We start from the raw sequence: 23,154 nt of genomic DNA, 5'->3' as shown, positions 1-23,154 counted from the left end.
AGGAGACACCCGACCTTGAACAAGCACACACTCGCCAGGACCGTGCTGGCGCTCACGGCCTCTGTCGCGTTGCTCTCGGCCTGTGCCGGCGAGCGCGGCGCCGACCCGTCGGGCGGGGCCGGCACCGGCGGCACCGGAGCCGCCGCGGCCGACACCCTCACGGTGGACAAGTTCGGCACCCTGGACTCGCCGTGCGGCGAAGGCGACGCCACGGGTGCCACCGACCAGGGCGTGACCGACACCGAGATCAGGATCGGCTACGGCGACGACCGCGGCTACGCCAAGAGCCCCGGCCTGAACAAGGAGATGTCCGACGCCGTCTCCGCGATGATCGACTGGTGCAACGCCCAGGGCGGCATCAACGGGCGCACCATCGTCGGCACCGACTACGACGCCGCGATGACCCAGGCCAACTCGGTCATGCAGGATGCGTGCCGCTCCGAGTTCATGATGGTCGGCCACGGCTTCGCGATGGACCAGACCGCCGAGCAGACCCGCGTGGCCTGCAACCTCGCGGCGGTGCCCGGGTTCACCGTGTCCCCGGAAGCGGCCAACGGCCCGATGACCTACCAGGGCGTGCCGTTCCCCGTGGACTACGCCAACGGCTCGGCCTGGTTCCAGCTGGCACAGCTGCGACCGGACCTGAAGGACAAGTTCGACCTCGTCGGCAGCACGATGCCGACGATCGTCACGTCCCTGACGAAGGTGCGCTCGATCGCCGAGGCCGCGGGGTTCGAGCTGAAGAACTGCGGCGTCACCATCAACTACGACGGCGAGGCCAGCTACGTCCCGTTCGCCGAGAAGTTCAAGGAGTGCGGCGTCGAAGGCCTGTGGACCTCCCGGTCGCCGGTGCCGAACGAACTGAACTTCTTCAAGGCACTCGGACAGGTCGGCATCGATCCCGTCCTGATGGGTGAGGCCACCTGGTACGGCGAGACCGTCAAGGAGGCCAACGCCGGGGGTCTGCTCGACAACCTGTACGCGGGCATGGGCTTCCAGATGCTCGAGAACGCCGACAAGGTGCCGGCCGTCCAGCAGTACGTCGACCTCGTCGAGGAGCAGGGCGGCAAGACCGCGTTGCTGGGCATGCAGGCCACCTCGTCGTTCCTGCTGTGGGCCACCGCGGCGAAGGAGTGCGGGTCGGACCTGACCCGGCAGTGCATGATCGACGAGCTCTCGCAGATCCACGAGTGGGACGGCGGCGGTCTGCACGCCGTCACCGATCCCGGCGCCAACATGCCCGCCAAGTGCGGCCTGATGGTCTCGCTGAAGGGCGACGCGTACACGCAGGCGTTCCCGCAGTCCTCCGGCGAGTTCGAATGCAACGACGAGTACCTCGTCGCCACCGCACCCGAGACGTGGGGCACCGAACTCGGTCCCGACCGGATCGCCACCAAGTTCATGAACCCGAACGTGCTCGCGCCGCAGGACTGACCGGCCTGCACCGACCGGCGGGGCGGTGCCCGCGCGGCACCGCCCCGCCTCCACACGACCGGTTCTCTACCGACAGGGCTTCACCATGAACACATTCGTGACGTTCACGATCCTGGGCCTCGTGCTCGGGTCCGTGTACGCGATCGCGGCCTCCGGGCTCGTTCTGACCTACAACACCTCCGGAATCTTCAACTTCGCGCACGGCGCCCAGGCGATGCTCGGCGCGTTCCTCTACTGGCAGCTCACGGCCGGCTGGGGGCTGCCCGTCCCGCTGGCCCTGCTGGTGGTGCTGTTCCTCGCGGGGCCGCTCATGGGCCTGGCGCTGTACGTGGTGATCATGCGGGGCCTGCGGGACACCGCCGAGGTCACCAAGATCGTCGTGACCGTCTCGATCATGCTGGGGATGCTGTTCCTGTCCCAGTGGTTCTGGCATCCCGAGAAGCCCCGCTCGCTGGGCATGTTCTTCGGCGACGACACGGGGATCCGGGTGCTCGGCGCGTTCGTCCGCGTCCACGAGATCCTGTGCGTGCTCGCGGCCGTGGGGATCGCGGTGGGATTGCGCATCCTCTTCCAGCGCACCCGGACCGGCGCCACGATGCGCGGCGTCGTCGACGATCCCGACCTGCTGCGCCTCAACGGGCACAACCCCGAACGGATCGCGGCGTTCTCCTGGGCGCTCGGCTCCACGCTCGCCGTCCTCGCCGGCGTGCTGATCACCCCGATCAGCGGCGGCAGCCTCGAGGCCAACATGCTCACCCTGCTCGTCATCGACGCGTTCGCGGCCGCCATGTTCGGCCGGCTCAGCTCGATCCCGCGCACCTTCGTCGGTGCCCTCGTCCTCGGCCTCGCCGGCGCCTACCTGATCGGCTACGCCCCCTCCTCGTGGGCGTGGACGTCGAATCTGCGTGTCTCGCTGCCCATGGTGGCGTTGTTCGTGGTGCTGATCGTGCTGCCCCAGGACCGGCTGCGCGGCGCGGCGATGCGCACCCGCGAGCGCTACCACGTGCCGAGCGTCCGCAAGGCCGTGGTGTGGGCGGTCGCTCTCGTGGCCATCGTCTACCTCATCCGCCTGCTCATGGTGGAATCCGCGATCACCACCTTCACCCTCGGCATGACCTTCGCGATCGTCGCGCTGTCGCTGACCCTGCTCACCGGGTACGCGGGGGAGATGAACCTCGCCCCGCTGTCGTTCGGGGCGATCGCCACGATCGTCGTGTTCCACTTCGGGATCACCGGCACCGGACTCGACCAGCGGCTGACCGTGTGGGGTGTGCTGCTCGCCGTGGTCGTCACCGCGCTCGTCGGCGGGCTCGTCGCGCTCCCGGCGCTACGCCTGCGCGGCCTGTACCTCGCGCTCGCCACCATGGCCTTCGGCGTGTTCGTCTCCAACATGGTGCTGCGCGACACCACCGAACACGAACTGTTCGGCGTCGAGTTCTCGATCTTCACGGGCGGTTCGCTCGTGATCCCGCCGCTGCGGATCGGCCCGCTCGACCTGCAGGACGAGACGACGTTCCTCATGACGGCGACGGTGCTGTTCGCGCTGCTCGGTGTCGGGGTCGTCGCCCTGCGCAACAGGGGCTACGGACGTCGCCTGGCGGCCATGAAGGACAGCCCCGCCGCATCGGCCATGCTCGGGCAGAACCTGATCACCCTCAAGCTGAGCGTGTTCATGCTCTCGGCCGCCATCGCCGGACTCGGCGGTGTGCTGATGTCGAGCGCCACCGGTGCCGTCGCGGGCGAGAACTTCAACATCATCGTGAGCCTGACCCTGCTCATGCTCACCGTCGTCGCGGGCATCGGGTACGTCAGCGGCGCGCTGTTCGGCGGTGTCATGGCCGGCGTGGGCTTCGCGGTCATCATGGTCTCGTTCAACAACCTCGCCAAGACGCAGCCCGAACTCGAGGGCCTGTACCTCCTGCTGGGCAACATCGCCGCCGTCAGCCCCGCGCTGATCGGTATCGGGGTGGGTCACAATCCGTCCGGCAGCGTGCACCAGATGGTCGAGGGCTACCGCCGTCTGCTCTCCGCCCGGCCGGTGCTGTACGGCGGCGGCGCGGCGATCGCGCTGCTCTACGTCCTGGCCCTGACGGGCGTCCTGGGCAACTGGTGGTTCGCGGCCCTGACCATCACGATCGTGTTCCTGCTGCCCGTCGTCGGCGAGTGGCTCATGCCCGGTGCGGTGCTCGGCGCCGACGAAATGGAACGGCGCCGCACCACCCCGCCCGAACTCGTCGGTCTCGACGAGCCGTACACGGCCGAGGGGCGCTACCGCCTCGACCGGGAACTGGGCCTGCCCGCGGCGCGGCCCACCCCGGCGGCGCCCGAATCGTCCGCGAGCGTCGCGAAGGAGCTGAGCGCGCATGTCTGACACCCTGCTCGAGACCCGGGGCATCACGGTCCGGTTCGGCGGGCACACCGCCGTCGACGACGTGAGCATCAGCGTCGCCGCGGGCACCGTGACGGGGCTGATCGGCCCCAACGGTGCCGGCAAGACCACCCTGTTCAACACCGTCACCGGACTGCAGAAGCCGACCGCCGGGCAGGTGTTGCTCGACGGCGTCGACCTCACCCGCGCCGCGCCCTACAAGCGCGCCCGGCGCGGACTGGCCCGCACCTTCCAGCGGCTCGAGCTGTTCCTGTCGCTGTCGGTGCGCGACAACCTCCGGGTCGCCGGCGACATGCACCGCACCGCGACCCGTGCGCGGCACGACATCGACGCCGAGACCGACCGGCTGCTCGACCTGACCGGACTCACGGACGTCGCGGACATGGACGTCTCCGACATTCCCACCGGCCGCGCCCGCGTCGTCGAGGTCGCGCGGGCGCTGATGACCCGGCCGCGGGTGCTGCTGCTCGACGAACCGGCGTCCGGACAGACGGAACAGGAGACCGACGACTTCGCGGACCTGCTGTGCCGGCTCGCGGACGACGGCCTCGGGATCTGCCTCGTCGAGCACGACCTGCCGCTGGTGATGCGGGTGTGCTCGCGCATCCACGTCCTCGACTACGGCGCGCTCATCGCCTCGGGCAGCCCCGAGCAGATCCGCAACGACCCCGCGGTGATCGCCGCGTACATCGGAACCGAGGAGGTGGCATGAACGCCCCCGTCACCGATCTCGTCGACGTCTCCGGCGACGAGCCGACCCCGTTGCTCGAACTCGTCGACGTGCGGGCGAGCTACGGACCCATCGAAGTGCTGCACGGGGTGAGCCTGACGCTGCAGCCGGGCTCGGTGGTCGCCCTGCTCGGGCCGAACGGCGGCGGCAAGACCACGACGCTTCGGGTGTGCTCGGGCGTACTGCCCGTCGAGCACGGCGAACTGCGCGTCGCCGGCCGCGTCGTCAACGGTGTCGACGCCGCCGCGCTCGCCCGGCTCGGCGTCTGCACCATCCCGGAGGGGCGGGGGATCTTCCCCAACCTCACCGTCCGGGAGAACCTGTGGGTCGCCACCGGCACCGGCGTGTCGCTCGAGGATCTCGAGACCGTCGCCTACGAGCGCTTCCCGATCCTCGGGAAGCGACGCGGCCAGCTCGCGGGGTCGATGTCGGGCGGCGAGCAGCAGATGCTCGCCCTGTCCCGCGCCCTGGGCACCGATCCCACCGTGCTGCTGCTCGACGAACTGTCCATGGGGCTCGCCCCCCGGATCGTCACCGAGATGTACGACATCGTCGGCCGGCTCGTCGAGGACGGGTTGTCGATCCTCGTCGCCGAGCAGTTCGCGCGGGCGGTGCTGCCCATCGCGACGTCGGCCGCGCTGATGCTGCAGGGCCGCGTCGTGCGGATCGGTGAGCCCGCCGACATCGAGAACGAACTTTCGACCAGTTATCTAGGAGGATGACCATGACCGCACTCACCGAGGAGCGGCGCGCCAAGTTCCGGAAGGACGCGGCGGAGCTGAAGCTCGACACCGGATCCGCGAAGGGGGACGGACCCGCACGAATCGGCGGGCTCGTGCTGATGATCGGCGGTGCCGTCGCCGCGTTCGTCGTCTACTTCGCCTCGCTCACCCAGGCGGACCTGCGCAACATCGCGTCGTACCAGATCCTCGCCACGGCGTTGCTCATCGTCGCGATCCTCGGCGCCGCGCTGTACGTCGCCGGCGCGATCGCCCGGGTGCTGAGGCTGTGGCTGCTGCGTCAGCTCTACGAGTCGCAGGCCCACACCGAGCAGATCGCGGCCGCCCTCGAGACCCGCCGCTGACGCGGCCGGTGTGTCCTTTGGGCTGCCAGGGCAGCCCAAAGGACACACCGCTCAGCGGGTGTCGCGGCGCAGGGGGTGATCGGCCGGGATCTGCACGAGCACGATCGGGATGCCGTCCGGATCCGCGATCCACAGTTCGTGCAGTCCCCACGGCTCCTGCCGGGCCTCCCGCACGATGGGGACGCCCTTCGTCACCAACTCGGCCTCCGCGTCGTAGACGTCGCGCACCTGCAGCCACAGTGCGCCCTCGAAGTGCTGCGGCCGGGCGCTGCCGCCGTGCGCGGCCACCTCGAGGAGCGACTGACCGGCGAAGAACACCGTTCCGCCGGGATACTCGCGGTAGATCGCCAGACCCAGGACTTCGCCGTAGAACCTCAGGGCGACGTCGTAGTCCGACGGCCGCAGGATCGTCCGGCCGGCGAGAATCTCCATCTCACCCGTCCTCGACCGGTCTGGCCTCGTGCCCGCGTCGCCCGTGGGTGCGGCGGTCCTCCTTCATCTCGGCCTCGAACAGATGCCGGCGGCCGGCGACCAGCTCGTCGCGCACCTGCCGGTCGAGCTCACGGAACTCCGTCCAGTAGCCGTCGTCGAAGTCCTCCACGATCTGGAAGGTCCACCGCCCCTCGACAACGTTGCGTCCGACCATCTCCGTCCGGACCCGGTCGGCGAGCTCGCGGTGACCGGCTTCGGCGAGCTTGTCGACGGCGTCGCCGAGCAGCAGGTCGGCGCGGCCCATCAGCTGGTGGAAGGCGTACAGGTTGCCGCGGGCCTGCTCGACCGTCTCGAGCGCCTCGGAGAGTTTGCCGGCGGCCGCGACCGTCTCGTCGGAGACGCCGGCGGGGCGGATGTGGTCGGGGAGTGGTTGCTCGCGATCCGTCATGGTCAGGAGTGTGCCCGATTCGGACCGTTTCAATCGGGACGTTCTCGCGACGAGCGGGAGGTTGGCGTGCACTGCACCCGGACGACGAGGCGACAACCTCCCGCTAACCTCCCGCTCCGCGCGGGCAACTCCCGATCAGTAGTGCCAGGGGTAGGGCGACCAGTCGGGTTCGCGTTTCTGCAGGAACGCGTCGCGGCCCTCGACCGCCTCGTCGGTCATGTACGCCAGCCGAGTGGCCTCGCCCGCGAACAGCTGCTGGCCGACGAGCCCGTCGTCCTGCAGGTTGAACGCGTACTTGAGCATGCGCTGGGCCTGCGGGGACTTGCCGTTGATCTTCGCGGCCCATTCGAGCGCGACGTTCTCGAGCTCGGCGTGGTCGACGACGCGGTTGACCGCGCCCATGTGGTGCATCTCCTCCGCCGTGTAGGTCTCGCCGAGGAAGAAGATCTCGCGGGCGAACTTCTGCCCCACCATTTTCGCGAGGTACGCGCTGCCGTAGCCGCCGTCGAAGCTGCCCACGTCGGCGTCGGTCTGCTTGAACCGGGCGTGTTCCCGGGACGCGAGCGTCAGGTCGCACGTGACGTGCAGACTGTGCCCACCGCCGGCGGCCCAGCCGTTGACGAGGGCGATCACGACCTTCGGCATGAACCGGATCAGCCGCTGCACCTCGAGGATGTGCAGCCGGCCCGCCCGGGCCCTGTCCACGGTGTCGGCGGTCTCGCCGTTCGCGTACTGGTAGCCGCTGCGCCCACGGATCCGCTGGTCGCCGCCGGAGCAGAAGGCCCAGCCGCCGTCCTTCGGGCTGGGGCCGTTGCCGGTGAGGAGCACCGCGCCGACGTCGGACGTCATGCGGGCGTGGTCCAGCGCCCGGTACAACTCGTCGACGGTGTGCGGACGAAACGCGTTGCGCACCTCGGGCCGGTCGAACGCGACGCGGACGGTGCCCTGCGTGACGTGCCGGTGGTAGGTGATGTCGGTGAGGTTCTCGAACCCGGGTACGGGCCGCCACAGCTCGGAATGGAAAGTCACCCGTCGACCATAGAACTCCGATGCGCCACCGCGGCACCGACGTCCTGCCGGAACACCGTCCTGCCGGAACACCGTCCTGCCGGAACACCGTCCTGACCGGAACACCGTCCTGCCGGAGCACCGTCGTGCTGGAACGCGTTACCGTGCAGGCATGAGCGAGCAGACGGACAGCACGGTGGACGCCGAGTACGAACATCACGGCGGGTTCCCGGTGTACACGCCCGTGAAGGCCGGACCGAACTTCGGCCGCCTCGTCGAGGCCCTGCGGCGGCTGCAGGATCTCGCCGTCTCCACCCACCTCCCCGACGACGTCGTCGACCGCGCCATCGAGCAAGCCGAGGCGCTCGGGGACCTGCTCGAGCCGCACGTCGTGCCCGAAGGCCGGTCTCCGGCCGGCTTCAACGTCGACCTGCCCGGCCGCGGCAGCCTGCTGATGCTGCCGTGGATGCTCGAGAAGTTCGATGCCGAGTCGGTTCGCTCGCGGGGCACGTTCCGGGTCTATCACCGCGGCGGCAACAGCGCGGCGCACGGCGGAACCCTGCCACTGCTGTTCGACGACCTGTTCGGGATGGTCGTCCACGCGGCCGGTCATCCCATCGCCCGCACCGCCTACCTGCACGTGAACTACCGCAAGATCACTCCGCTCGAGACCGAACTCGTCGTCGAGGGCCGGGTCGACCGGGTCGACGGGCGCAAGTTGTTCTGCTCGGCCGAGCTGCGCGACGTCGACGGCACGCTGCTCGCCGACTGCGAGGCCCTGATGGTCCAGTTGCGGCCCGGCCAGCCGTGACCGCCGCGGCCCTGCCGCCCCTCGACGAGATCCTCGATGCCGCCGTCGTGGTGTCGCTGCCCATGCGGGTGCGGTTCCGCGGCATCACCGCACGTGAGCTCGTGCTCGTGCGAGGTCCCGCCGGCTGGGGAGAATTCGGGCCGTTCCCCGAGTACGCCGACGAGGAGGCCGCCCACTGGCTGCGTTCGGCCCTCGAATCCGCGTGGCTCGGGCCTCCGGCTCCCCGCCGGGACACCGTCCCCGTCAACGCCACCGTCCCGGCCGTCGGCCCCGGCGACGTACCGCAGATCCTGGCCCGGTTCCCCGGAGCCCGCACCGCGAAGGTCAAGGTCGCCGAACGTGGACAGGACCTCGCGCAGGACGTCGCACGGGTGCGGGCCGTGCGCGAGCTGGTGCCGAACGTCCGCGTCGACGCGAACGGCGGGTGGAGTGTGGACGAGGCCGTCGTGGCGCTCGGGGAACTCGTCGCCGACGGCCCGCTCGAGTACGCCGAGCAACCCTGCGCGACCGTGCCCGAACTGGTCGAGGTGCGTCGCCGCATGCCCGACGTGCCGATCGCGGCGGACGAGAGCATCCGGCGCGCCGAAGACCCCCTGGAAGTGGTCCGGGCCGGCGGCGCCGACGTGGCGGTGGTCAAGGTGGCCCCGCTCGGCGGGATGCGACGGCTGCTGACACTGGCCGACGAGCTGGCCGGGCACGGCGTGCCGGTGGTGGTGTCGAGCGCACTCGACTCGGCCGTCGGAATGGGGGCCGGACTGGCCGCCGCGGCCGCGCTGCCCGCGCTGCCCTACGCGTGCGGACTGGGCACGGGCGGGTTCTTCACCGCCGACGTGGCAGCGCCACGGACGATGGCCGACGGGCAGCTCCCGGTGGGACAGGTGACGCCGGATCCGGCGCTCCTCGACACGGTGCGAGCCGACCCCGAACGGACGCGCTGGTGGTTCGACCGGGTGCGGCGGTGCCGCGCCGCGCTCGACTAGGTGCGGCTCGGGTCGTCGTATATCGTTCCGGGCGTTCGTACTCACGAGTCACATTACGGAGGCAGTGGAAGTGGTTGCAGCTCTGGATGATGCCCTGCTCGGCGCCGACAAGGTCCCGGCGGTCGTCGCCGACGTCGAGACGCTGATCGACGCCGAGGTGGCGGACAAGAAGGGCGCGTCGGGTCTCGCGCTCAAGGCCGGTTACGCGGCGGTGACGAAGCTCGGCCCGTCGATCGTGCCCAGCGCCGTCGAGGGCCTGCTGCCGGAGTTCGTCGCCAAGATCCAGCCGTTCTGGCAGGACTACGCCGGCAACGGTGACTTCGCCGACTACCTCACCGCGCGCGGCGAGACCGTGGCGGACTCGCTGCTCGGGGTGACGGACGCGCGCATCGCGGCCTCGTCGCGCACGGCGATCAAGAAGGTCTACGACAAGCTGCGTCCGTCGGCGCAGAAGCACGTCGTCGAGGCCCTGCCCCGCGTGGGCGCGCTGGTGCAGAAGCACGCCGGCTGAGACGTCGACGGCGCCCTTCCGGTCCCCGCACACAGGGCCGGAAGGGCGCCGCCTCAGTACGCGGCGGCCCCGTACTTCCAGTACCCGCTGAACGTCACGGCCGACTTCTCGAGGCCCCGTTCCCGCACGAGGTGACGGCGCATCGCCGTCACCAACCCGGACTCTCCCACGACGAATCCGTAGCCCGGCCCGTCCGGCAGCTCCGCGGCGCGCACCGCGTCGAGCACCTGCGCTCCGGGCCGCACATCCGTCCGGGTCACCGGATGCACACGGGTCCGCGGTCCCGTCACCAGGTTCTGCGCCGCGACGTCCTCGAGGTGGGAAACCTCGACGAACACCTCCGTGACCGTCGCGTCGTTCCGCTCGGCCGACGAGGCGAGGATCCCGGCGATCGCCGGCAGCGCACTCTCGTCGCCCACGACGATCTGCCAAGTCGCCCCGGCCGGGCGGTGGAACATGATGCCCTCGTCGAGCAGCGCGAGCGCCGCACCCGGTTCCGCTGTCCGCGCCCACGCCGACGCCGGTCCGGTGTCGCCGTGGGTCGCGACGTCCACGACGAGTTCCGCTCCGGGCCCGTAGCGGCCGCAGCCCGCCTCCCGGTAGTCGCGCACCGTGTAGTTGCGCAGGATCGGACGTATCTGTTCCGGCATCGCCTGCATCTGCGGCCACCAGCTGTGGTCGGCGGCTCCCGGCAGGGTCGGCGCGTGCCGGCCGGGACCGGGCAGGAACATCCGGAACCACTGGTCGAACCCCATCGGCGCGAACCGGGCGAGTCCGTCGCTGCCGACGGTCACGCGCACGAAGCTCGCCCCGAGTGGTTCGGCCGCGAGGACGTGGGCGGTGACGATCTCGCGGGTGGCGGGCGGCGTCCGGGTCGTGGTGCGCGCAGCCATACATAACCTCCGTCCCGAGACGCCGGGCGTCGTCGGCGACACTCGGTCGACGATAAAATCAGCGGAGGCTAACCTATCATTCGGGTCGATCGAGGTGGCGCACCCGCGGTGTCAGACCCCACTCGTTCCGCCCCAGCCGGCTCGCCGGTGCCAGAGCCGCCACGTCCGGCAGCCCGTCCTCGGCCAGTACGTCGGCCCGGACCGACACGGCCACCACGTCGCCCATCACCACGAAGCAGTCCCCGACCTCGATCACCCGGTGCAGAGTGCACTCGATCGCCGCCGGCGATTCCGCGACCCGGGGTGGATGCACCCGCTCGCTGCGCTCGGGCCGCAGGCCCACGGTCGCGAACTCGTCCACGTCGTGCGCGAATCCCGCCGACGTCGCGTTCACCCGTTCCATCAGCGGCACGGTCGCGACGTTGATCACGAACTCGCCGGTCTCCTCGATGTTGCGGACGCTGTCCTTGCGCCCCACCGAGGTGAACTGCACCACCGGCGGGTCCACGGCGGCGACGGTGAAGAAGCTGTACGGCGCGACGTTGGGCACACCGTCTGCGGACACCGTCGACACCCACGCGATCGGCCGCGGCACGATCGTGGCGGTCATCAGTCGGTAGAAGCGGCCGGTGCCCAGCTCGCCGGGATCGAAGACGGTGCGCATCGGCCCATTGTCGCTGTGACCCGCGTCCCGCGCCGCCCGGGGGACCGGGGCGCGCCGCCCGGGGGACCGGGGCGCGCCGCCCGCCCCGCACTACTCTGGGTTCCGTGAACCCGTCCACCGCCCAGGCCACCGCCGTCGTCGACGAACTCGCCCGAGGGGGCGTCCGCGACGTGGTGCTGTGCCCCGGCTCCCGCAACGCACCGCTCGCCTTCGCGCTGCAGGCCGCCGACAATGCGGGCCGGTTGCGGCTGCACATGCGCATCGACGAGCGCACCGCCGGATTCCTCGCGATCGGCCTGTCGGTTGCCTCCGGCCGTCCGGTGCCCGTCGTGATGACCTCCGGCACCGCTGTCGCCAACCTCGCGCCGGCCGTGCTCGAAGCCAACTACGCCCGGGTGCCGCTCGTGGTGCTCAGCGCCAACCGGCCCTACGAGCTGCTCGGCACCGGCGCCAACCAGACCGTCGAACAGCTCGGCATGTTCGGCACCCAGGTCCGCGCCACCATCAGCCTCGGCCTGGCCGAAGGGATCGAGCAGAACAGCCAGTGGCGCTCCGCGGTCAGCCGCGTCCTCGCCGCCGCCCGCGGCACCCGCTCCGGCAACGCCGGTCCGGTCCACTTCGACATCCCGCTGCGCGAGCCGCTCGTCCCGGACGTGCACGCCCAGGGCCCGGGACCCGAGGGCCGCCCCGACGGCAGCGCCTGGACCACCACCGTGCACGCCACCCTCGACGTGCCGATGGACCTCGACATCACCGCCGACACCGTGGTGATCTCCGGGCACGGCTCCGCCTACCGGCCCGAACTGTCGGCACTGCCGACCGTGGCCGAACCCACCGCGCCGCTCCACGGTGTCCCGCTCCATCCGATGGCGCTGCCGCATCTGAAGCCGCGGCAGGCGATCATCACCGGCCGGCCCACGCTGCACCGGCCGGTCTCCAAGCTGCTCGCCGATCCGTCGGTGGCGGTGTACGCCCTCACCACCGGACCGCGCTGGCCCGACGTGTCCGGCAACGTCCTCGCCACCGGCACCCGCGCCGTCGTCACCGGCCGGCCCGATCCGGCCTGGCTGGAACGCTGCCGGAACCTGTCCGCCCACACCGACAAGGCCGTGCGCGCCCAGCTCGACGCCCATCCGAAGCCGACCGGCCTGCACGTCGCGGCGACGGTCACCGACGCGCTGCGGGAAGGGGACCAGCTGCTGCTCGGGGCCTCCAACCCGGTGCGCGACGCGGCGCTGGTGAGCTACCCGCGCGACGGGGTGCGCGTGCTCTCCAACCGGGGTGTCGCGGGCATCGACGGCACCGTCTCGACCGCCGTCGGCGCCGCCCTGGCCTACCCGCAGGGCCGCACCGTCGCCCTGATGGGCGACCTGACGTTCCTGCACGACGCGTCGGGGCTGCTGATCGGCACCGCCGAACCGCGACCGCAGAACCTGACCGTCGTCGTCGCCAACGACGACGGCGGCGGCATCTTCGAGCTGCTCGAGCAGGGCGACCCGCAGTACGCCGGCGTCTTCGAGCGGGTGTTCGGCACCCCGCACGGCATGGACCTCGCCGCGCTGTGTGCCGCGTACCGGGTACCGCACGAGCGGGTGGACCTTCCCGCACTGACCGCCGCGCTGGCCGACCGGGCCGAGCTCCCCGGCGGCATCCGGGTGCTCGAGGTGATCACCGACCGTTCCGGCCTGCGGGAACTGCACGCGGCCGTGCGCGCCCAGCTGTGACGGACGCATGAGCGGAATCGACAGGGCACGCCGGGCGGTGCTCGGCGTCGCGATCGGCATCTCGGTGCTCGCCGTGATCCTGGTCCTCGCGGCGTGGCGCAACGACCATCTGATCGCCTCCGACATGGGCACCGCCACGGCAGAGGTGCTTTCCGCCGGGTCGCTGCGCTCGGCGATCAGCTTCGTCACCCCCGACGGTGTCACCCACAATCCCGAGCTCGGTGTGCTGTATCCGACGGGACTCACGGCCGGGCAGCGGATCGCCGTCGAATACGCCCGCAGCGACCCCGACCTCGTGCGGGTCACCGGCCGCGACGCCCGGGTCGCCCTCGTGCCCGCCGCCTCGCTGATCGTGGTGACGTGGCTGGTCGCGGCCCCCGTGCTCACGTATCTCCGGCGGCGCAGCGAGGCGCGCGCGTAGCGGTGCAGCCGGGAGGATTCGCCGGAACTTCGCCCGGCGGACACCTCGACCACCCCGCCCGGACCGCCGCCACGGCGATGCTGGGCCGGTGCGAGTAGCCATCGTCGCGGAATCCTTCCTCCCGAACGTCAACGGCGTCACCAACTCGGTGTTGCGCGTGCTCGAGCACCTCGACCGCCACGGCCACGAGGCCCTGGTCGTCGCTCCCGACACCGTCGCCGGTCTGCCGCCGGCGCCCGCCCATCACGACGGCATCCCGGTGCATCGGGTGCCGGCGGTGCACGTGCCGAAGGTCAGCTCCCTGCCCGTGGGGCTGCCACAGCCCGCGCTCACCGGCATCCTGCGCGGATTCGCACCCGACGTCGTGCACCTGGCGTCGCCGTTCCTGCTCGGTGCCGGCGGCCTCGGCGCGGCCCGCAGGCTCGACCTGCCCACCGTCGCGGTCTACCAGACCGACGTCGCCGGATTCGCGTCCAGCTACGGTCTCGGCCTCGCGGCCCGGGCCGCCTGGCAGTGGACACGCCGGATCCACCGGGCCTGTGACCGCACGCTCGCGCCGTCGACGGCCGCCGCCGCGGACCTCACCGCGCACGGCATCCCCCGGGTGCACCGCTGGGCGCGGGGCGTCGACACCGCACGCTTCACCCCGGCCCGGCGCAGCGACGCGCTGCGCCGGGCCTGGTCGCCGGACGGCCGGCTCGTGGTGGGTTTCGTGGGCCGGCTCGCCCCGGAGAAGCACGTCGACCGTCTCGCGGTCCTGTCGGCCGACCCCCGCTACCGGCTCGTCGTCGTCGGGGACGGCCCCGAACGCGCCCGGCTCGAGACGGCCCTGCCCGGGGCGGTGTTCACCGGCCACCTCGGCGGTGACGCCCTGGCCGACGCCTACGCGAGCCTCGACGTGTTCGTCCATCCGGGCGAGCACGAGACGTTCTGCCAGGCCGTGCAGGAGGCGCTCGCCAGCGGCGTCCCCGCGATCGCGCCCGACGCGGGCGGCCCACGCGATCTCGTCGCGCACTGCCGCAACGGCTATCGGCTGCCGGTCGACGGCTTCACCGACCTGCTGCCGGGCGCGGTCGGCGCACTCGCCGACCCGGTGCTGCGCGCCCGGTTCGGCGCGGCCGCGCGGCGCGGTGTGCTCGGCCGCACCTGGCCCGCGGTGTGCCACGAACTGCTCGGGCACTACGAGCAGGTCTGCTCGGTCCGGCCGGGCACGCTGCGGCGCAGCGCGTAGCGGTAACGTCGGCACAGCGCGTAGCGGTAACGTCGGCACAGCGCGTAGCGGTAACGTCGGCACAGCGCGTAGCGGTAACGTTTCGACCGTGGCAACTACTCACGGGTCGCGGGCCTCGCTCGCGAAGGATCCGCGCGAGGTCGCGTCGATGTTCGACGGCGTCGCCCAGCGATACGACATCACCAACACCGTGCTCTCCTTCGGGCAGGACCGCAGCTGGCGACGAGCCACCCGGGCGGCGCTGGACCTGCGGCCGGGGGAGCGCGTCCTCGATCTGGCCGCCGGCACCGGGGTGTCGACGGTGGAACTCGGCCGGTCCGGTGCGTGGGTGGTGGCCACCGACTTCTCCACGGGAATGCTGCAGGCGGGCGCGTTCCGGCAGGTGCCGATGGTCGCGGGCGACGCGATGCGCCTGCCCTTCGCCGACGCGGTCTTCGACGCCGCCACCATCTCCTTCGGGCTGCGCAACGTCTCCGACTTCGAGGCCGGGCTCCGCGAGATCGCGCGGGTGACCAAACCCGGCGGCCGCCTCGTGGTGTGCGAGTTCGCCACACCCGTCTCGGCTCCGCTGCGCGTGCTCTACCTCGAGTACCTGATGCGGGCACTGCCGCGGGTCGCGCGGACCGTCAGCAGCAACCCCGACGCGTACGTCTATCTCGCCGAGTCGATCCGGGCGTGGCCCGCGCAACCCGAGCTCGCCGAGCGGATCCGGGCCGCCGGCTGGCGGTCGGTGCAGTGGCGCAACCTCACCGGCGGGATCGTGGCCCTGCACCGGGCGGTGCGCTGACCGGACGCGGCTCAGGCGAAGAGCGGTCGGCGGTCCCAGCGCAGCGACGCGCCGCCCCCGGCCCGCCACGCCCGTGCGACGACATCCTCGTCGCGCTCGGTGACGAGGTTGCCCATCACCCGGACGGCCACCGTCATCAGCGACGTCGAACTCATCCCCACAGGCCCGGTGGCCGGCAGAAACCGCGGCAACGTCAGCAGCCCGGCCAGTCGCCGGGCTGCGGAGAACGCCCGCCCGTAGCGCTCGCGCAGCAGGGCCGGCCACAGCTGCGTGAGATCGTCCGCATCCAGGACGCCGGCGACGAGCCGCCCACCCTCGAGGCCGTAGTCGATGCCCTCGCCGTTGAGCGGATTCACACACGCCGCGGCGTCGCCGACCAGGGCCCAGTTCGGGCCCGCCACACCGGACACCGCACCGCCCATCGGCAGCAGCGCCGACGCCACCCGGGTCGTCTCGCCGAGTCCCCACTCGCCGCGCCGCCGCGACGCATACAGCTCGATCAGCGGGCGCAGCGACCCGACGGCCGGCCGCTTGGAGGTGGCGAGCGTGCCCACGCCGATGTTGACCTCCCCGGTGCCGAGGGGGAACACCCAGCCGTAGCCCGGGTGCAGCGTGCCGGCGTCGTCGCGCAGCTCCAGGTGCGACGTGATCCACGGGTCGTCGCTGCGGGGGGAGGTGGCGTAGGCGCGGGCCGCGACCCCGTACGCGGTGTCGCGATGCCACTGCCGGCCGAGCAGCCTGCCCAGCGGAGAACGGACCCCGTCCGCCACGACGAGTCGTTCGCACCCGACGGTGCGCGGACCGCGCGCGGTCGCGAAGGTCACCGCGGTCACCCGCGTTCCCTCGCGCTCGACGGCGACGGCCTTGGTTCCCTCGGCGGCCGCGGCGCCCGATTCGAGGGCGACGCGGCGGATCCGGTCGTCGAGTTCGGTGCGTGGCACGGCGCTGCCCTGGGCCGGGAAGGAACCCGACGGCCACGGAAGTTCGAGGCTGCGACCGAAGCCTTCGAGCCGCAGGCCCCGGTTGACGGTGCGCGTGCGCACCCAGTCGCCGAGGCCGAGGCGGTCGAGTTCGGCCACCGCCCGCGGGGTCAGGCCGTCGCCGCACGTCTTGTCCCGGGGGAAGGTCGCGGCATCGACGAGCAGTACGTCGCGGCCGGCGCGGGCCGCCCAGGCGGCGGCCGCCGACCCGGCAGGACCTGCGCCGACGACGAGCACGTCGGTACGGTCGGGGAGCTCCGGAAGGTCGGGCCGCGGTTCGGACCCAGCGTGTTCTGCCACCACGGCTCCATCCTTCCAGGTACGGCTTCGGTGCCTCGGGGAGGTAGCCGACCGGCGGAGCGGCTAGGTTCACTACCGTGGAGCCGATTCGACAGCGGACAGCGGTAGCCGGGTCGACAGAACAGGATGGGTACCTCATCGTGAGCACTGAAGGGGCGGCGCAGTCCGCCGGTCCGTCCGGCGCGACGTCGGACACGGTGGTGGCCGGGGTGGACCTCGGCGATCCGGTCCTGGCGGGCGCCGTCCGGGACGGTCTCGCCCGGGTCGAGGAAGTGCTGATCTCCGAGCTCTCCGACGGCGAGGACTTCCTGACCGAGGTCGCACTGCATCTCGCCAAGGCCGGCGGCAAGCGGTTCCGTCCGCTGTTCACCCTCCTGACCGCCCAGCTCGGTCCGAAGCCGAACGATCCGGCGGTCGTGACGGCGGCGACCGCGGTCGAACTCGTGCACCTGGCCACGCTGTACCACGACGACGTGATGGACGAGGCCACCATGCGCCGGGGCGCACCCAGCGCGAACGCGCGGTGGAGCAACAGCGTGGCCATCCTCGCCGGGGACTTCCTGTTCGCGCATGCGTCGCGACTGGTGTCGACGCTCGGTCCCGCTGCGGTACGGACCATCGCCGAGACGTTCGCCGAGCTCGTGACCGGACAGATGCGCGAGACCATCGGCAGCGGGAAGGAACGGGACCCGGTCGAGCACTACCTGAAGGTGGTGTGGGAGAAGACCGGCTCGCTGATCGCGACGAGCGGACGCTTCGGCGGGACGTTCTCCGGCGCCGACCCGGACCAGATCGCGCATCTGGAGCGGCTCGGCGACGCCGTCGGCACCGCGTTCCAGATCGCCGACGACATCATCGACATCTCGTCGGCGTCGACGGAGTCCGGCAAGACCCCGGGGACGGATCTGCGCGAGGGTGTCCACACCCTGCCGGTCCTCTACGCCTTCCGTGAGACCGGGCCCGACGCCGATCGGCTGCGCGAACTGCTCGCCGGACCGGTCGAGGACGAGGCCGCCGTCGCCGAGGCCCTGGAGCTGCTGGCGCGGTCGCCGGGAATGGCGGCCGCGAAGCGGACGCTGGGCGAGTACGCGGACAAGGCCCGCACGGAACTGGAGTCGCTGCCGCCGGGACCGGCGAACGAGGCCCTGCGCCGGCTCGTCGACTACACGATCGCGCGCGTGGGGTAGGAACCCGGACGTCGGGAGGCCGCTGCAGCCGATGACGGCAGGGAACCCGCTCCCCACCCTGCTTCGTTGAATGCTGGGGCAAGATCGACGGGAAGAGGCGTGACGTGCACGGGAATGCGAACCGGCTGAAGACGGCGGGGCTCCTCATCGGGATGTCCGCCCTCATCGTGTTCATCGGCGCCCTGTTCCGCAACCCGACGATCCTGATCGGGTCGATCGTCCTGGCCGTCGGGATGAACGCCTACGCCTACTTCAACAGCGACAAGCTGGCGTTGCGGGCCATGCATGCCCAGCCGATCACCGAGGTACAGGCGCCGGTGATCTACCGGATCGTGCGCGAGCTGGCGACCACGGCGCATCAGCCGATGCCCCGGCTGTACATCAGCCCGACCAGCGCACCCAACGCGTTCGCGACCGGCCGCAATCCCCGCCATGCGGCGGTGTGCTGCACGTCCGGGATCCTGCAGATCCTGAACGAGCGGGAGTTGCGCGCGGTGCTCGGGCACGAGCTGTCGCACGTCTACAACCGGGACATCCTGATCTCCTCGGTGGCCGGTGCGATGGCGGCGGTGATCTCGGGGCTGGCGAATCTCGCGTTCTTCGCGAACATGTTCGGCAACCGCGACCAGGGCACGAATCCGCTGGCCCTGCTGCTGGTGTCGCTGCTCGGTCCGATCGCGGCGACCGTCGTCCGGCTCGCGGTGTCGCGTTCCCGCGAGTACCAGGCGGATCAGTCCGGCGCCGAACTCACCGGAGATCCGCTGGCGCTGGCCTCGGCGCTGCGCAAACTCGAGCAGGGCACCCGGGCGGCGCCCCTGCCCCCCGAGCCTCGGATCGCCGCGCAGTCGCACATGATGATCGCGAACCCGTTCCGTCCGGGGGAGCGGGTGAGCCGATTGTTCTCGACCCACCCGCCCATGGCGGAGCGCATCGACCGGCTCGAGCGCATGGCCCGCGGGGGCTGACGCCCGCACTGCCTACCGGACGCACCGCCTACCGCCCGCACCGGCTACCGGACGCACTGGTAGTCGATGCACTGCCTACCGGTAGTTGACGAACTGCAGCGCGATGTCGAGGTCGGCGTTCTTGAGCAGTGCGATCACGGCCTGCAGGTCGTCGCGCTTCTTGCTGGTCACGCGCAGCTCCTCGCCCTGGATCTGCGCCTTGACACCCTTGGGTCCCTCGTCGCGGATCAGCTTGGAGATCTTCTTGGCGTTCTCGGTGCTGATGCCCTGCACCAGGGACCCGCTGATCTTGTAGACCTTGCCGGACTGGGTGGGCTCGCCGGCGTCGAAGGACTTCAGGGACAGATTGCGCCGGATCAGCTTCTCCTTGAACACCTCGAGGGCGGCCTTGACGCGTTCCTCCGTGTCGGCGGTCAGGGTGATGGACTCTTCGCCGCTCCACTCGATGCCCGCCCCGGTGTTGCGGAAGTCGAAACGGGTGCCGAGTTCCTTGGCGGCCTGGTTCAGCGCGTTGTCCACCTCCTGGCGGTCGACCTTGCTCACCACATCGAACGACGAATCAGCCACGTGCACTCCACTTCGGATCGGTTCTGTACGGGTTGCCGCCCCGACGCTATCGGGTGGCGCAGTGCCGCTGTCCACCCGGTTTGCACAACAGGGGGGTGTGCGTTGTATTGTTTCAAACGCGCCAGGGACACGGTCCCGATCGCGCCCGGCAGGTTGCCCGAGCGGCCAATGGGAGCGGACTGTAAATCCGTCGGCTTACGCCTACGTAGGTTCGAATCCTACACCTGCCACCGGAACGGCCCCGATCCGAACGGATCGGGGCCGTTCTGCGTTCGCAGACGTTCCGGTACCGACCAGTCGCCGGGTTTCGGCGGGCGCAGACTTCAGAGCGCCTCCGGGTGTTCGGCCGAGGGGTGAAAAAGTCGATTTACGGCCCCTGAACTGGCGATTTTGTTCCTGCAGAGGAGTGTGTGTAATCTTTTGGAGGCCGCAGCGAGCAGAGATGCTCACGGTGGTCGCGCCCCCTTAGCTCAGTCGGCAGAGCGTTTCCATGGTAAGGAAAAGGTCGACGGTTCGATTCCGTCAGGGGGCTCGCTGGATTGTGGTGCCGCCGTTGTTCGCGACACTCGACACCGAGGCGGTGTAGCTCAGTTGGTAGAGCAAACGACTCATAATCGTTGCGTCGCCGGTTCAAGTCCGGTCACCGCTACCACAGTTGAATGAACCACCCTGATCGTCGTTGATCAGATTGACGCGAAAGAAGGCATCCCGTGGCCTCCTCCACCGACGTGCGGCCGAAGATCACCCTGGCCTGCGAGGTGTGCAAGCACCGCAACTACATCACGAAGAAGAACCGTCGCAACGACCCCGACCGGTTGGAGCTGAAGAAGTTCTGCCCCAACTGCGGCACTCATCGCGCACACCGCGAGTCGAAGTAGTCGTACAGGGTCGACGTCGACGCGTGAGCTCCCCGCACAATCGCCCACGCCGGCCGGCGTCCGGGCGAAGTTGCGGGAGTTCTGCGTATGACGGGCACATTCGTGAGTGAAGAATCGGTCGTGGACGGCACCGAACAGGCCGGGATCCAGTTCGATGTAGCGGCACATGCGGCCTCGATGGTCGGTCACCACTATCGCGTCGAGGACTTCTACGAGGTCGGGCGGGAAAAGGTCCGCGAGTATGCGCGCGCCGTGCTGGACAACAATCCGGCACATCACGACGAGGAAGCGGCGAAGGGCCTCGGCTACGACGGCCTCGTCGCGCCCCTCACCTTCATCTCCATCGTCGGCATGATCGCCCAGCGCAAGCTGTTCGACGAGGTCGTCACCGGATACGACCTCAGCCAGATCATGCAGACGGACCAGCGGCTGGTGTTCCACCGGCCCATCCAGGTGGGCGATCGGTTGTTCTGCGACGTGTACCTCGACGATTTCCGTCAGGCTGCCGGCAGCGACATCATCACCACCAAGAACATCATCACCGATCAGCACGACAACCTCGTGATGACCTCGTGGACCACCCTGGTGGGCCGCACCGGTGGCGAGGTGGACGAGAACATCGCCCACGCAGTCAAGGATGTGATGATGCATGTCGCGCCGTAGGTTCGAGGACGTCGCCGTCGGTGAGGAGCTGCCCGTGCGGGTGGTGACGCTCACCCGTGGCAACCTCGTGAACTACGCGGGTGTGTCGGGTGATCCCAATCCGATCCACTGGAGCGACGAGGTCGCCAAGCTCGCCGGCTTGCGCGACGTGGTCGGCCACGGCATGCTCTCCATGGGCATCGCGGCCGGCTTCGTCACCGACTGGCTCGGTGACCCAGGGGCGGTGACCGAGTACAACGTTCGGTTCACCAGTCCGGTCTACGTCGAGGCCCACCGGGCCGCCGAGGTGGAGTTCTCCGGCAAGGTCAAGTCGGTGGACGCGGACAGCAAGACAGCAGTGGTCGCGATCGTGGCGAAGTCCGAGGGACGTAAGATCTTCGGGCGGGCCACGGCAACGGTCCGTCTGGCCTGACCGGCCGGCGGATTGGGTTTGTCCCGGGGCTATGAAGTACACTAAGACTTCTGGGATCGCATAGCGCAGCGCGCTGCTCTCGAAGGCCGTAACGGCTCACGGGGTGGCGCGCATGTCATGTGGTCGCAGATGGGTCGATCGAGACGCCGGTTTTCCGGCGGAGGCATCGACCAGAGGGGCGTAGCTCAATTGGCAGAGCAGCGGTCTCCAAAACCGCAGGTTGCAGGTTCAAGTCCTGTCGCCCCTGCCCCCGGACGGCCAGCGACCGAGAGGAACGATGTGAGCGAGGAGCGCGGTAAGCGCGACGGCGGTACCGCAGGGACTTCCAGCCCTGAGGACGCCGGATCGGCGACCGACGCGACCCCCGGCGCTTCCTCCGCATCCGCTGCCCCCACCGGCAAGAAGTCCCCGCGGCGTTCCGCTGCTCCGGCGTCGACCGCGGTGGCGGCAGGTCGCCGGCCCGAATCGAAGCCGGCCAAGTCCGCCGCTCGCTCCGGTGCCCAGGGCACCGAGAACATCTTCAAGCGCCTGCGGCGCTTCTTCCGTGAGGTCCTCGCCGAGCTGCGCAAGGTGATCTGGCCGAATCGCAAGCAGCTGGTCACGTACACGACGGTCGTCGTGGTCTTCGTGGCGGTCATGACCGCGTTCATCTTTGGATTGGATCTGGCGTTCGTGAAGGGCGTCAGCTGGTTGTTCGGCTAGCGCGTCAGCGTGCCGGCAAATGTGATCGACGAGAGGAAAGTGCCCGGTGAGCACCCCCGAGAACGACTCCTACGAGCCCTCGGCCGAAGAGCGCGTTTCGGACGAGGTCTTTGTCGACGACTCCGTGACCGTGGACGCGGCCGACGAGTCGGCAGGGGAACCGGCCGACGAGACGGACGGGGAACCGGCCGACGAGACGGCAGAGACGGGCATCGAAACCGACGAGACGGCCGGTGACGAGCCCGAGGCGCCCGCGGAGGCCCCGGCCGAGGAGGTCGATCCCGCGGAGGCCCTCGAGAAGCAGCTTCGGCTCGAGCCCGGCGACTGGTACGTCGTGCACTCCTACGCCGGTTACGAGAACAAGGTCAAGGCCAACCTCGAGACCCGCGTGCAGAACCTGGACCTCGGGGAGTACATCTTCCAGGTCGAGGTGCCCACCGAAGAGGTCACCGAGATCAAGAACGGCCAGCGCAAGCAGGTCAACCGCAAGGTCCTGCCGGGCTACATCCTGGTGCGGATGGAACTGAACGACGAATCGTGGGGCGCGGTGCGCAACACCCCCGGCGTCACCGGATTCGTGGGTGCCACCTCGCGCCCGTCGCCGCTGACGATCAAGGAGGTCGTGAAGTTCCTCCTGCCGCAGCAGGCGAAGAAGAAGCCCGCCGCCGCGACCAGTGCCGCCGAAGGCGCTGCGACGGCTGCCAAGCCCACCATCGAGGTGGACTTCGAGGTCGGCGAGTCCGTCACCGTCATGGACGGGCCCTTCGCGACGCTGCCGGCGTCGATCAGCGAGGTCAACGCCGAGCAGCAGAAGCTCAAGGTCCTGGTGTCGATCTTCGGTCGTGAGACCCCGGTGGAGCTGTCCTTCAACCAGGTGTCGAAGATCTGACGGTCCGACCCACTCAAACTTGCGATAGCAGTACGCAAGAACCACACCGAGCAAGAAACTAGGA

26 protein-coding genes and 4 tRNA genes are annotated in these 23,154 nt (G+C 70.2%); 23 read left to right on the top strand and 7 right to left on the bottom strand.

Going from position 1 to position 23,154, the window contains the following annotated elements; all coding sequences use genetic code 11:
• The first annotated feature begins 15 nt into the window (after nt 1–15).
• From ACWPQI_RS17590 to ACWPQI_RS17570, 5 genes are all read left to right on the top strand, one after another.
• Entirely contained in the window at nt 16–1,434 is a 1,419-nt protein-coding gene (locus ACWPQI_RS17590; protein WP_010592045.1) for an ABC transporter substrate-binding protein, read from the top strand.
• A gap of 85 nt (nt 1,435–1,519) precedes the next feature.
• A complete protein-coding gene (locus ACWPQI_RS17585) occupies nt 1,520–3,805 on the top strand; it encodes a branched-chain amino acid ABC transporter permease (protein ID WP_102031348.1) in 2,286 nt (761 codons plus the stop codon).
• Nucleotides 3,798–4,535 carry an ABC transporter ATP-binding protein gene (locus ACWPQI_RS17580; protein ID WP_010592043.1) on the top strand — a complete coding sequence of 246 codons (738 nt, stop codon included), beginning with the start codon at nt 3,798–3,800 and terminating at the stop codon, nt 4,533–4,535. Before ACWPQI_RS17585 ends, ACWPQI_RS17580 begins: the two co-directional genes overlap by 8 nt.
• On the top strand, nt 4,532–5,275 hold the full coding sequence (locus ACWPQI_RS17575; protein WP_010592042.1) for an ABC transporter ATP-binding protein: 744 nt from the start codon (nt 4,532–4,534) through the stop codon (nt 5,273–5,275). Before ACWPQI_RS17580 ends, ACWPQI_RS17575 begins: the two co-directional genes overlap by 4 nt.
• Before the next feature lie 2 nt (nt 5,276–5,277).
• Nucleotides 5,278–5,637 carry a hypothetical protein gene (locus ACWPQI_RS17570; RefSeq protein WP_010592041.1) on the top strand — a complete coding sequence of 120 codons (360 nt, stop codon included), beginning with the start codon at nt 5,278–5,280 and terminating at the stop codon, nt 5,635–5,637.
• A gap of 51 nt (nt 5,638–5,688) precedes the next feature.
• Here ACWPQI_RS17570 and ACWPQI_RS17565 read toward each other — a convergent pair whose 3' ends face one another.
• The 3 genes from ACWPQI_RS17565 to ACWPQI_RS17555 all read right to left on the bottom strand — a co-directional run bounded on the left by ACWPQI_RS17565 (nt 5,689) and on the right by ACWPQI_RS17555 (nt 7,546).
• Complete coding sequence (locus ACWPQI_RS17565) at nt 5,689–6,069, bottom strand: VOC family protein (RefSeq protein ID WP_010592040.1); 381 nt, start codon at nt 6,067–6,069, stop codon at nt 5,689–5,691.
• A gap of 1 nt (nt 6,070) precedes the next feature.
• Nucleotides 6,071–6,517 (bottom strand): hypothetical protein, encoded by a 447-nt coding sequence (locus tag ACWPQI_RS17560; RefSeq protein WP_026137596.1) that lies wholly within the window; start codon nt 6,515–6,517, stop codon nt 6,071–6,073.
• 135 nt (nt 6,518–6,652) lie between these two features.
• Complete coding sequence (locus ACWPQI_RS17555) at nt 6,653–7,546, bottom strand: 1,4-dihydroxy-2-naphthoyl-CoA synthase (protein ID WP_003937599.1); 894 nt, start codon at nt 7,544–7,546, stop codon at nt 6,653–6,655.
• 151 nt (nt 7,547–7,697) lie between these two features.
• On the opposite strand from ACWPQI_RS17555, the gene ACWPQI_RS17550 reads away from it, so the two are divergent.
• The 3 genes from ACWPQI_RS17550 to ACWPQI_RS17540 all read left to right on the top strand — a co-directional run bounded on the left by ACWPQI_RS17550 (nt 7,698) and on the right by ACWPQI_RS17540 (nt 9,827).
• Nucleotides 7,698–8,336 (top strand): PaaI family thioesterase, encoded by a 639-nt coding sequence (locus ACWPQI_RS17550; RefSeq protein WP_010592038.1) that lies wholly within the window; start codon nt 7,698–7,700, stop codon nt 8,334–8,336.
• The gene (locus tag ACWPQI_RS17545; protein ID WP_474738411.1) at nt 8,333–9,316 is read left to right on the top strand and encodes an o-succinylbenzoate synthase; all 984 of its coding nucleotides are present in this window, start codon (nt 8,333–8,335) and stop codon (nt 9,314–9,316) included. The genes ACWPQI_RS17550 and ACWPQI_RS17545 overlap by 4 nt, the downstream gene beginning before the upstream one ends.
• A 70-nt stretch (nt 9,317–9,386) precedes the next feature.
• Nucleotides 9,387–9,827, top strand: coding sequence for a DUF6918 family protein (locus ACWPQI_RS17540; protein ID WP_064066045.1), 441 nt, complete (start codon nt 9,387–9,389; stop codon nt 9,825–9,827).
• Nucleotides 9,828–9,880: 53 nt separating this feature from the next.
• Here the strand turns inward: ACWPQI_RS17540 and ACWPQI_RS17535 are convergent, their stop codons facing one another.
• Nucleotides 9,881–10,720, bottom strand: a complete 840-nt coding sequence (locus ACWPQI_RS17535; RefSeq protein ID WP_017680025.1) for a siderophore-interacting protein — start codon at nt 10,718–10,720, stop codon at nt 9,881–9,883.
• A gap of 76 nt (nt 10,721–10,796) precedes the next feature.
• Complete coding sequence (locus ACWPQI_RS17530; RefSeq protein WP_010592034.1) at nt 10,797–11,384, bottom strand: flavin reductase family protein; 588 nt, start codon at nt 11,382–11,384, stop codon at nt 10,797–10,799.
• Between the two features lie 104 nt (nt 11,385–11,488).
• On the opposite strand from ACWPQI_RS17530, the gene menD reads away from it, so the two are divergent.
• The 4 genes from menD (at nt 11,489) to ACWPQI_RS17510 (ending at nt 15,547) form a co-directional block, all read left to right on the top strand.
• A complete protein-coding gene (menD, locus tag ACWPQI_RS17525; RefSeq protein WP_010592033.1) occupies nt 11,489–13,108 on the top strand; it encodes a 2-succinyl-5-enolpyruvyl-6-hydroxy-3-cyclohexene-1-carboxylic-acid synthase in 1,620 nt (539 codons plus the stop codon).
• A 7-nt stretch (nt 13,109–13,115) separates the two neighbouring features.
• Nucleotides 13,116–13,529: a DUF3592 domain-containing protein gene (locus ACWPQI_RS17520; RefSeq protein WP_010592032.1), complete on the top strand. Its 414-nt coding sequence runs from the start codon at nt 13,116–13,118 to the stop codon at nt 13,527–13,529.
• Between the two features lie 88 nt (nt 13,530–13,617).
• A complete protein-coding gene (locus tag ACWPQI_RS17515; protein WP_474738410.1) occupies nt 13,618–14,760 on the top strand; it encodes a glycosyltransferase family 4 protein in 1,143 nt (380 codons plus the stop codon).
• Between the two features lie 88 nt (nt 14,761–14,848).
• Complete coding sequence (locus ACWPQI_RS17510; RefSeq protein WP_026137594.1) at nt 14,849–15,547, top strand: demethylmenaquinone methyltransferase; 699 nt, start codon at nt 14,849–14,851, stop codon at nt 15,545–15,547.
• Nucleotides 15,548–15,558: 11 nt separating this feature from the next.
• On the opposite strand, the gene ACWPQI_RS17505 is transcribed toward ACWPQI_RS17510, so the two are convergent.
• A complete protein-coding gene (locus tag ACWPQI_RS17505) occupies nt 15,559–16,830 on the bottom strand; it encodes a geranylgeranyl reductase family protein (protein ID WP_010592028.1) in 1,272 nt (423 codons plus the stop codon).
• 137 nt (nt 16,831–16,967) lie between these two features.
• Here ACWPQI_RS17505 and ACWPQI_RS17500 point away from each other — a divergent pair, with 137 nt between their 5' ends.
• Together ACWPQI_RS17500 and htpX are read left to right on the top strand one after the other, a co-directional pair.
• On the top strand, nt 16,968–18,014 hold the full coding sequence (locus ACWPQI_RS17500) for a polyprenyl synthetase family protein (protein ID WP_010592027.1): 1,047 nt from the start codon (nt 16,968–16,970) through the stop codon (nt 18,012–18,014).
• Between the two features lie 104 nt (nt 18,015–18,118).
• The gene (gene htpX, locus ACWPQI_RS17495; protein ID WP_010592026.1) at nt 18,119–18,979 is read left to right on the top strand and encodes a zinc metalloprotease HtpX; all 861 of its coding nucleotides are present in this window, start codon (nt 18,119–18,121) and stop codon (nt 18,977–18,979) included.
• Nucleotides 18,980–19,054: 75 nt separating this feature from the next.
• Here the strand turns inward: htpX and ACWPQI_RS17490 are convergent, their stop codons facing one another.
• On the bottom strand, nt 19,055–19,546 hold the full coding sequence (locus ACWPQI_RS17490) for a YajQ family cyclic di-GMP-binding protein (RefSeq protein WP_010592025.1): 492 nt from the start codon (nt 19,544–19,546) through the stop codon (nt 19,055–19,057).
• 147 nt (nt 19,547–19,693) lie between these two features.
• On the opposite strand from ACWPQI_RS17490, the gene ACWPQI_RS17485 reads away from it, so the two are divergent.
• From ACWPQI_RS17485 to nusG, 9 genes are all read left to right on the top strand, one after another.
• Nucleotides 19,694–19,776: transfer RNA gene (locus ACWPQI_RS17485), tRNA-Tyr, on the top strand.
• Nucleotides 19,777–20,005: 229 nt separating this feature from the next.
• A tRNA-Thr gene (locus ACWPQI_RS17480) sits at nt 20,006–20,078 on the top strand.
• Between the two features lie 44 nt (nt 20,079–20,122).
• Nucleotides 20,123–20,198: transfer RNA gene (locus ACWPQI_RS17475), tRNA-Met, on the top strand.
• Between the two features lie 58 nt (nt 20,199–20,256).
• Nucleotides 20,257–20,424, top strand: a complete 168-nt coding sequence (gene rpmG / locus ACWPQI_RS17470; protein WP_003937613.1) for a 50S ribosomal protein L33 — start codon at nt 20,257–20,259, stop codon at nt 20,422–20,424.
• A gap of 87 nt (nt 20,425–20,511) precedes the next feature.
• Nucleotides 20,512–21,087: a (3R)-hydroxyacyl-ACP dehydratase subunit HadA gene (hadA, locus tag ACWPQI_RS17465; protein WP_010592024.1), complete on the top strand. Its 576-nt coding sequence runs from the start codon at nt 20,512–20,514 to the stop codon at nt 21,085–21,087.
• On the top strand, nt 21,074–21,499 hold the full coding sequence (hadB, locus tag ACWPQI_RS17460) for a (3R)-hydroxyacyl-ACP dehydratase subunit HadB (RefSeq protein WP_010592023.1): 426 nt from the start codon (nt 21,074–21,076) through the stop codon (nt 21,497–21,499). Before hadA ends, hadB begins: the two co-directional genes overlap by 14 nt.
• A 174-nt stretch (nt 21,500–21,673) precedes the next feature.
• A tRNA-Trp gene (locus ACWPQI_RS17455) sits at nt 21,674–21,746 on the top strand.
• A 32-nt stretch (nt 21,747–21,778) separates the two neighbouring features.
• Entirely contained in the window at nt 21,779–22,201 is a 423-nt protein-coding gene (secE, locus tag ACWPQI_RS17450; RefSeq protein WP_010592022.1) for a preprotein translocase subunit SecE, read from the top strand.
• A 46-nt stretch (nt 22,202–22,247) separates the two neighbouring features.
• Nucleotides 22,248–23,090 carry a transcription termination/antitermination protein NusG gene (gene nusG / locus ACWPQI_RS17445; protein ID WP_010592021.1) on the top strand — a complete coding sequence of 281 codons (843 nt, stop codon included), beginning with the start codon at nt 22,248–22,250 and terminating at the stop codon, nt 23,088–23,090.
• Nucleotides 23,091–23,154 lie beyond the last annotated feature (64 nt).

The organism is Rhodococcus sp. LMD (genome assembly GCF_056108245.1).
The sequence above is the reverse complement of the archived record's forward strand: the minus strand, read 5'-3'. Positions and strand labels throughout refer to the sequence as shown.

Excerpts from the sequence above, each read along its gene's own strand:
- ACWPQI_RS17585 (WP_102031348.1), top strand. The coding sequence starts at position 1,520 with ATGAACACATTCGTGACGTTCACGATCCTGGGCCTCGTGCTCGGGTCC.
- ACWPQI_RS17580 (WP_010592043.1), top strand. The coding sequence starts at position 3,798 with ATGTCTGACACCCTGCTCGAGACCCGGGGCATCACGGTCCGGTTCGGC.
- ACWPQI_RS17575 (WP_010592042.1), top strand. The coding sequence starts at position 4,532 with ATGAACGCCCCCGTCACCGATCTCGTCGACGTCTCCGGCGACGAGCCG.
- ACWPQI_RS17570 (WP_010592041.1), top strand. The coding sequence starts at position 5,278 with ATGACCGCACTCACCGAGGAGCGGCGCGCCAAGTTCCGGAAGGACGCG.
- ACWPQI_RS17565 (WP_010592040.1), bottom strand. The coding sequence starts at position 6,069 with ATGGAGATTCTCGCCGGCCGGACGATCCTGCGGCCGTCGGACTACGAC.
- ACWPQI_RS17560 (WP_026137596.1), bottom strand. The coding sequence starts at position 6,517 with ATGACGGATCGCGAGCAACCACTCCCCGACCACATCCGCCCCGCCGGC.
- ACWPQI_RS17550 (WP_010592038.1), top strand. The coding sequence starts at position 7,698 with ATGAGCGAGCAGACGGACAGCACGGTGGACGCCGAGTACGAACATCAC.
- ACWPQI_RS17535 (WP_017680025.1), bottom strand. The coding sequence starts at position 10,720 with ATGGCTGCGCGCACCACGACCCGGACGCCGCCCGCCACCCGCGAGATC.
- ACWPQI_RS17530 (WP_010592034.1), bottom strand. The coding sequence starts at position 11,384 with ATGCGCACCGTCTTCGATCCCGGCGAGCTGGGCACCGGCCGCTTCTAC.
- ACWPQI_RS17520 (WP_010592032.1), top strand. The coding sequence starts at position 13,116 with ATGAGCGGAATCGACAGGGCACGCCGGGCGGTGCTCGGCGTCGCGATC.
- hadA (WP_010592024.1), top strand. The coding sequence starts at position 20,512 with ATGACGGGCACATTCGTGAGTGAAGAATCGGTCGTGGACGGCACCGAA.
- hadB (WP_010592023.1), top strand. The coding sequence starts at position 21,074 with ATGTCGCGCCGTAGGTTCGAGGACGTCGCCGTCGGTGAGGAGCTGCCC.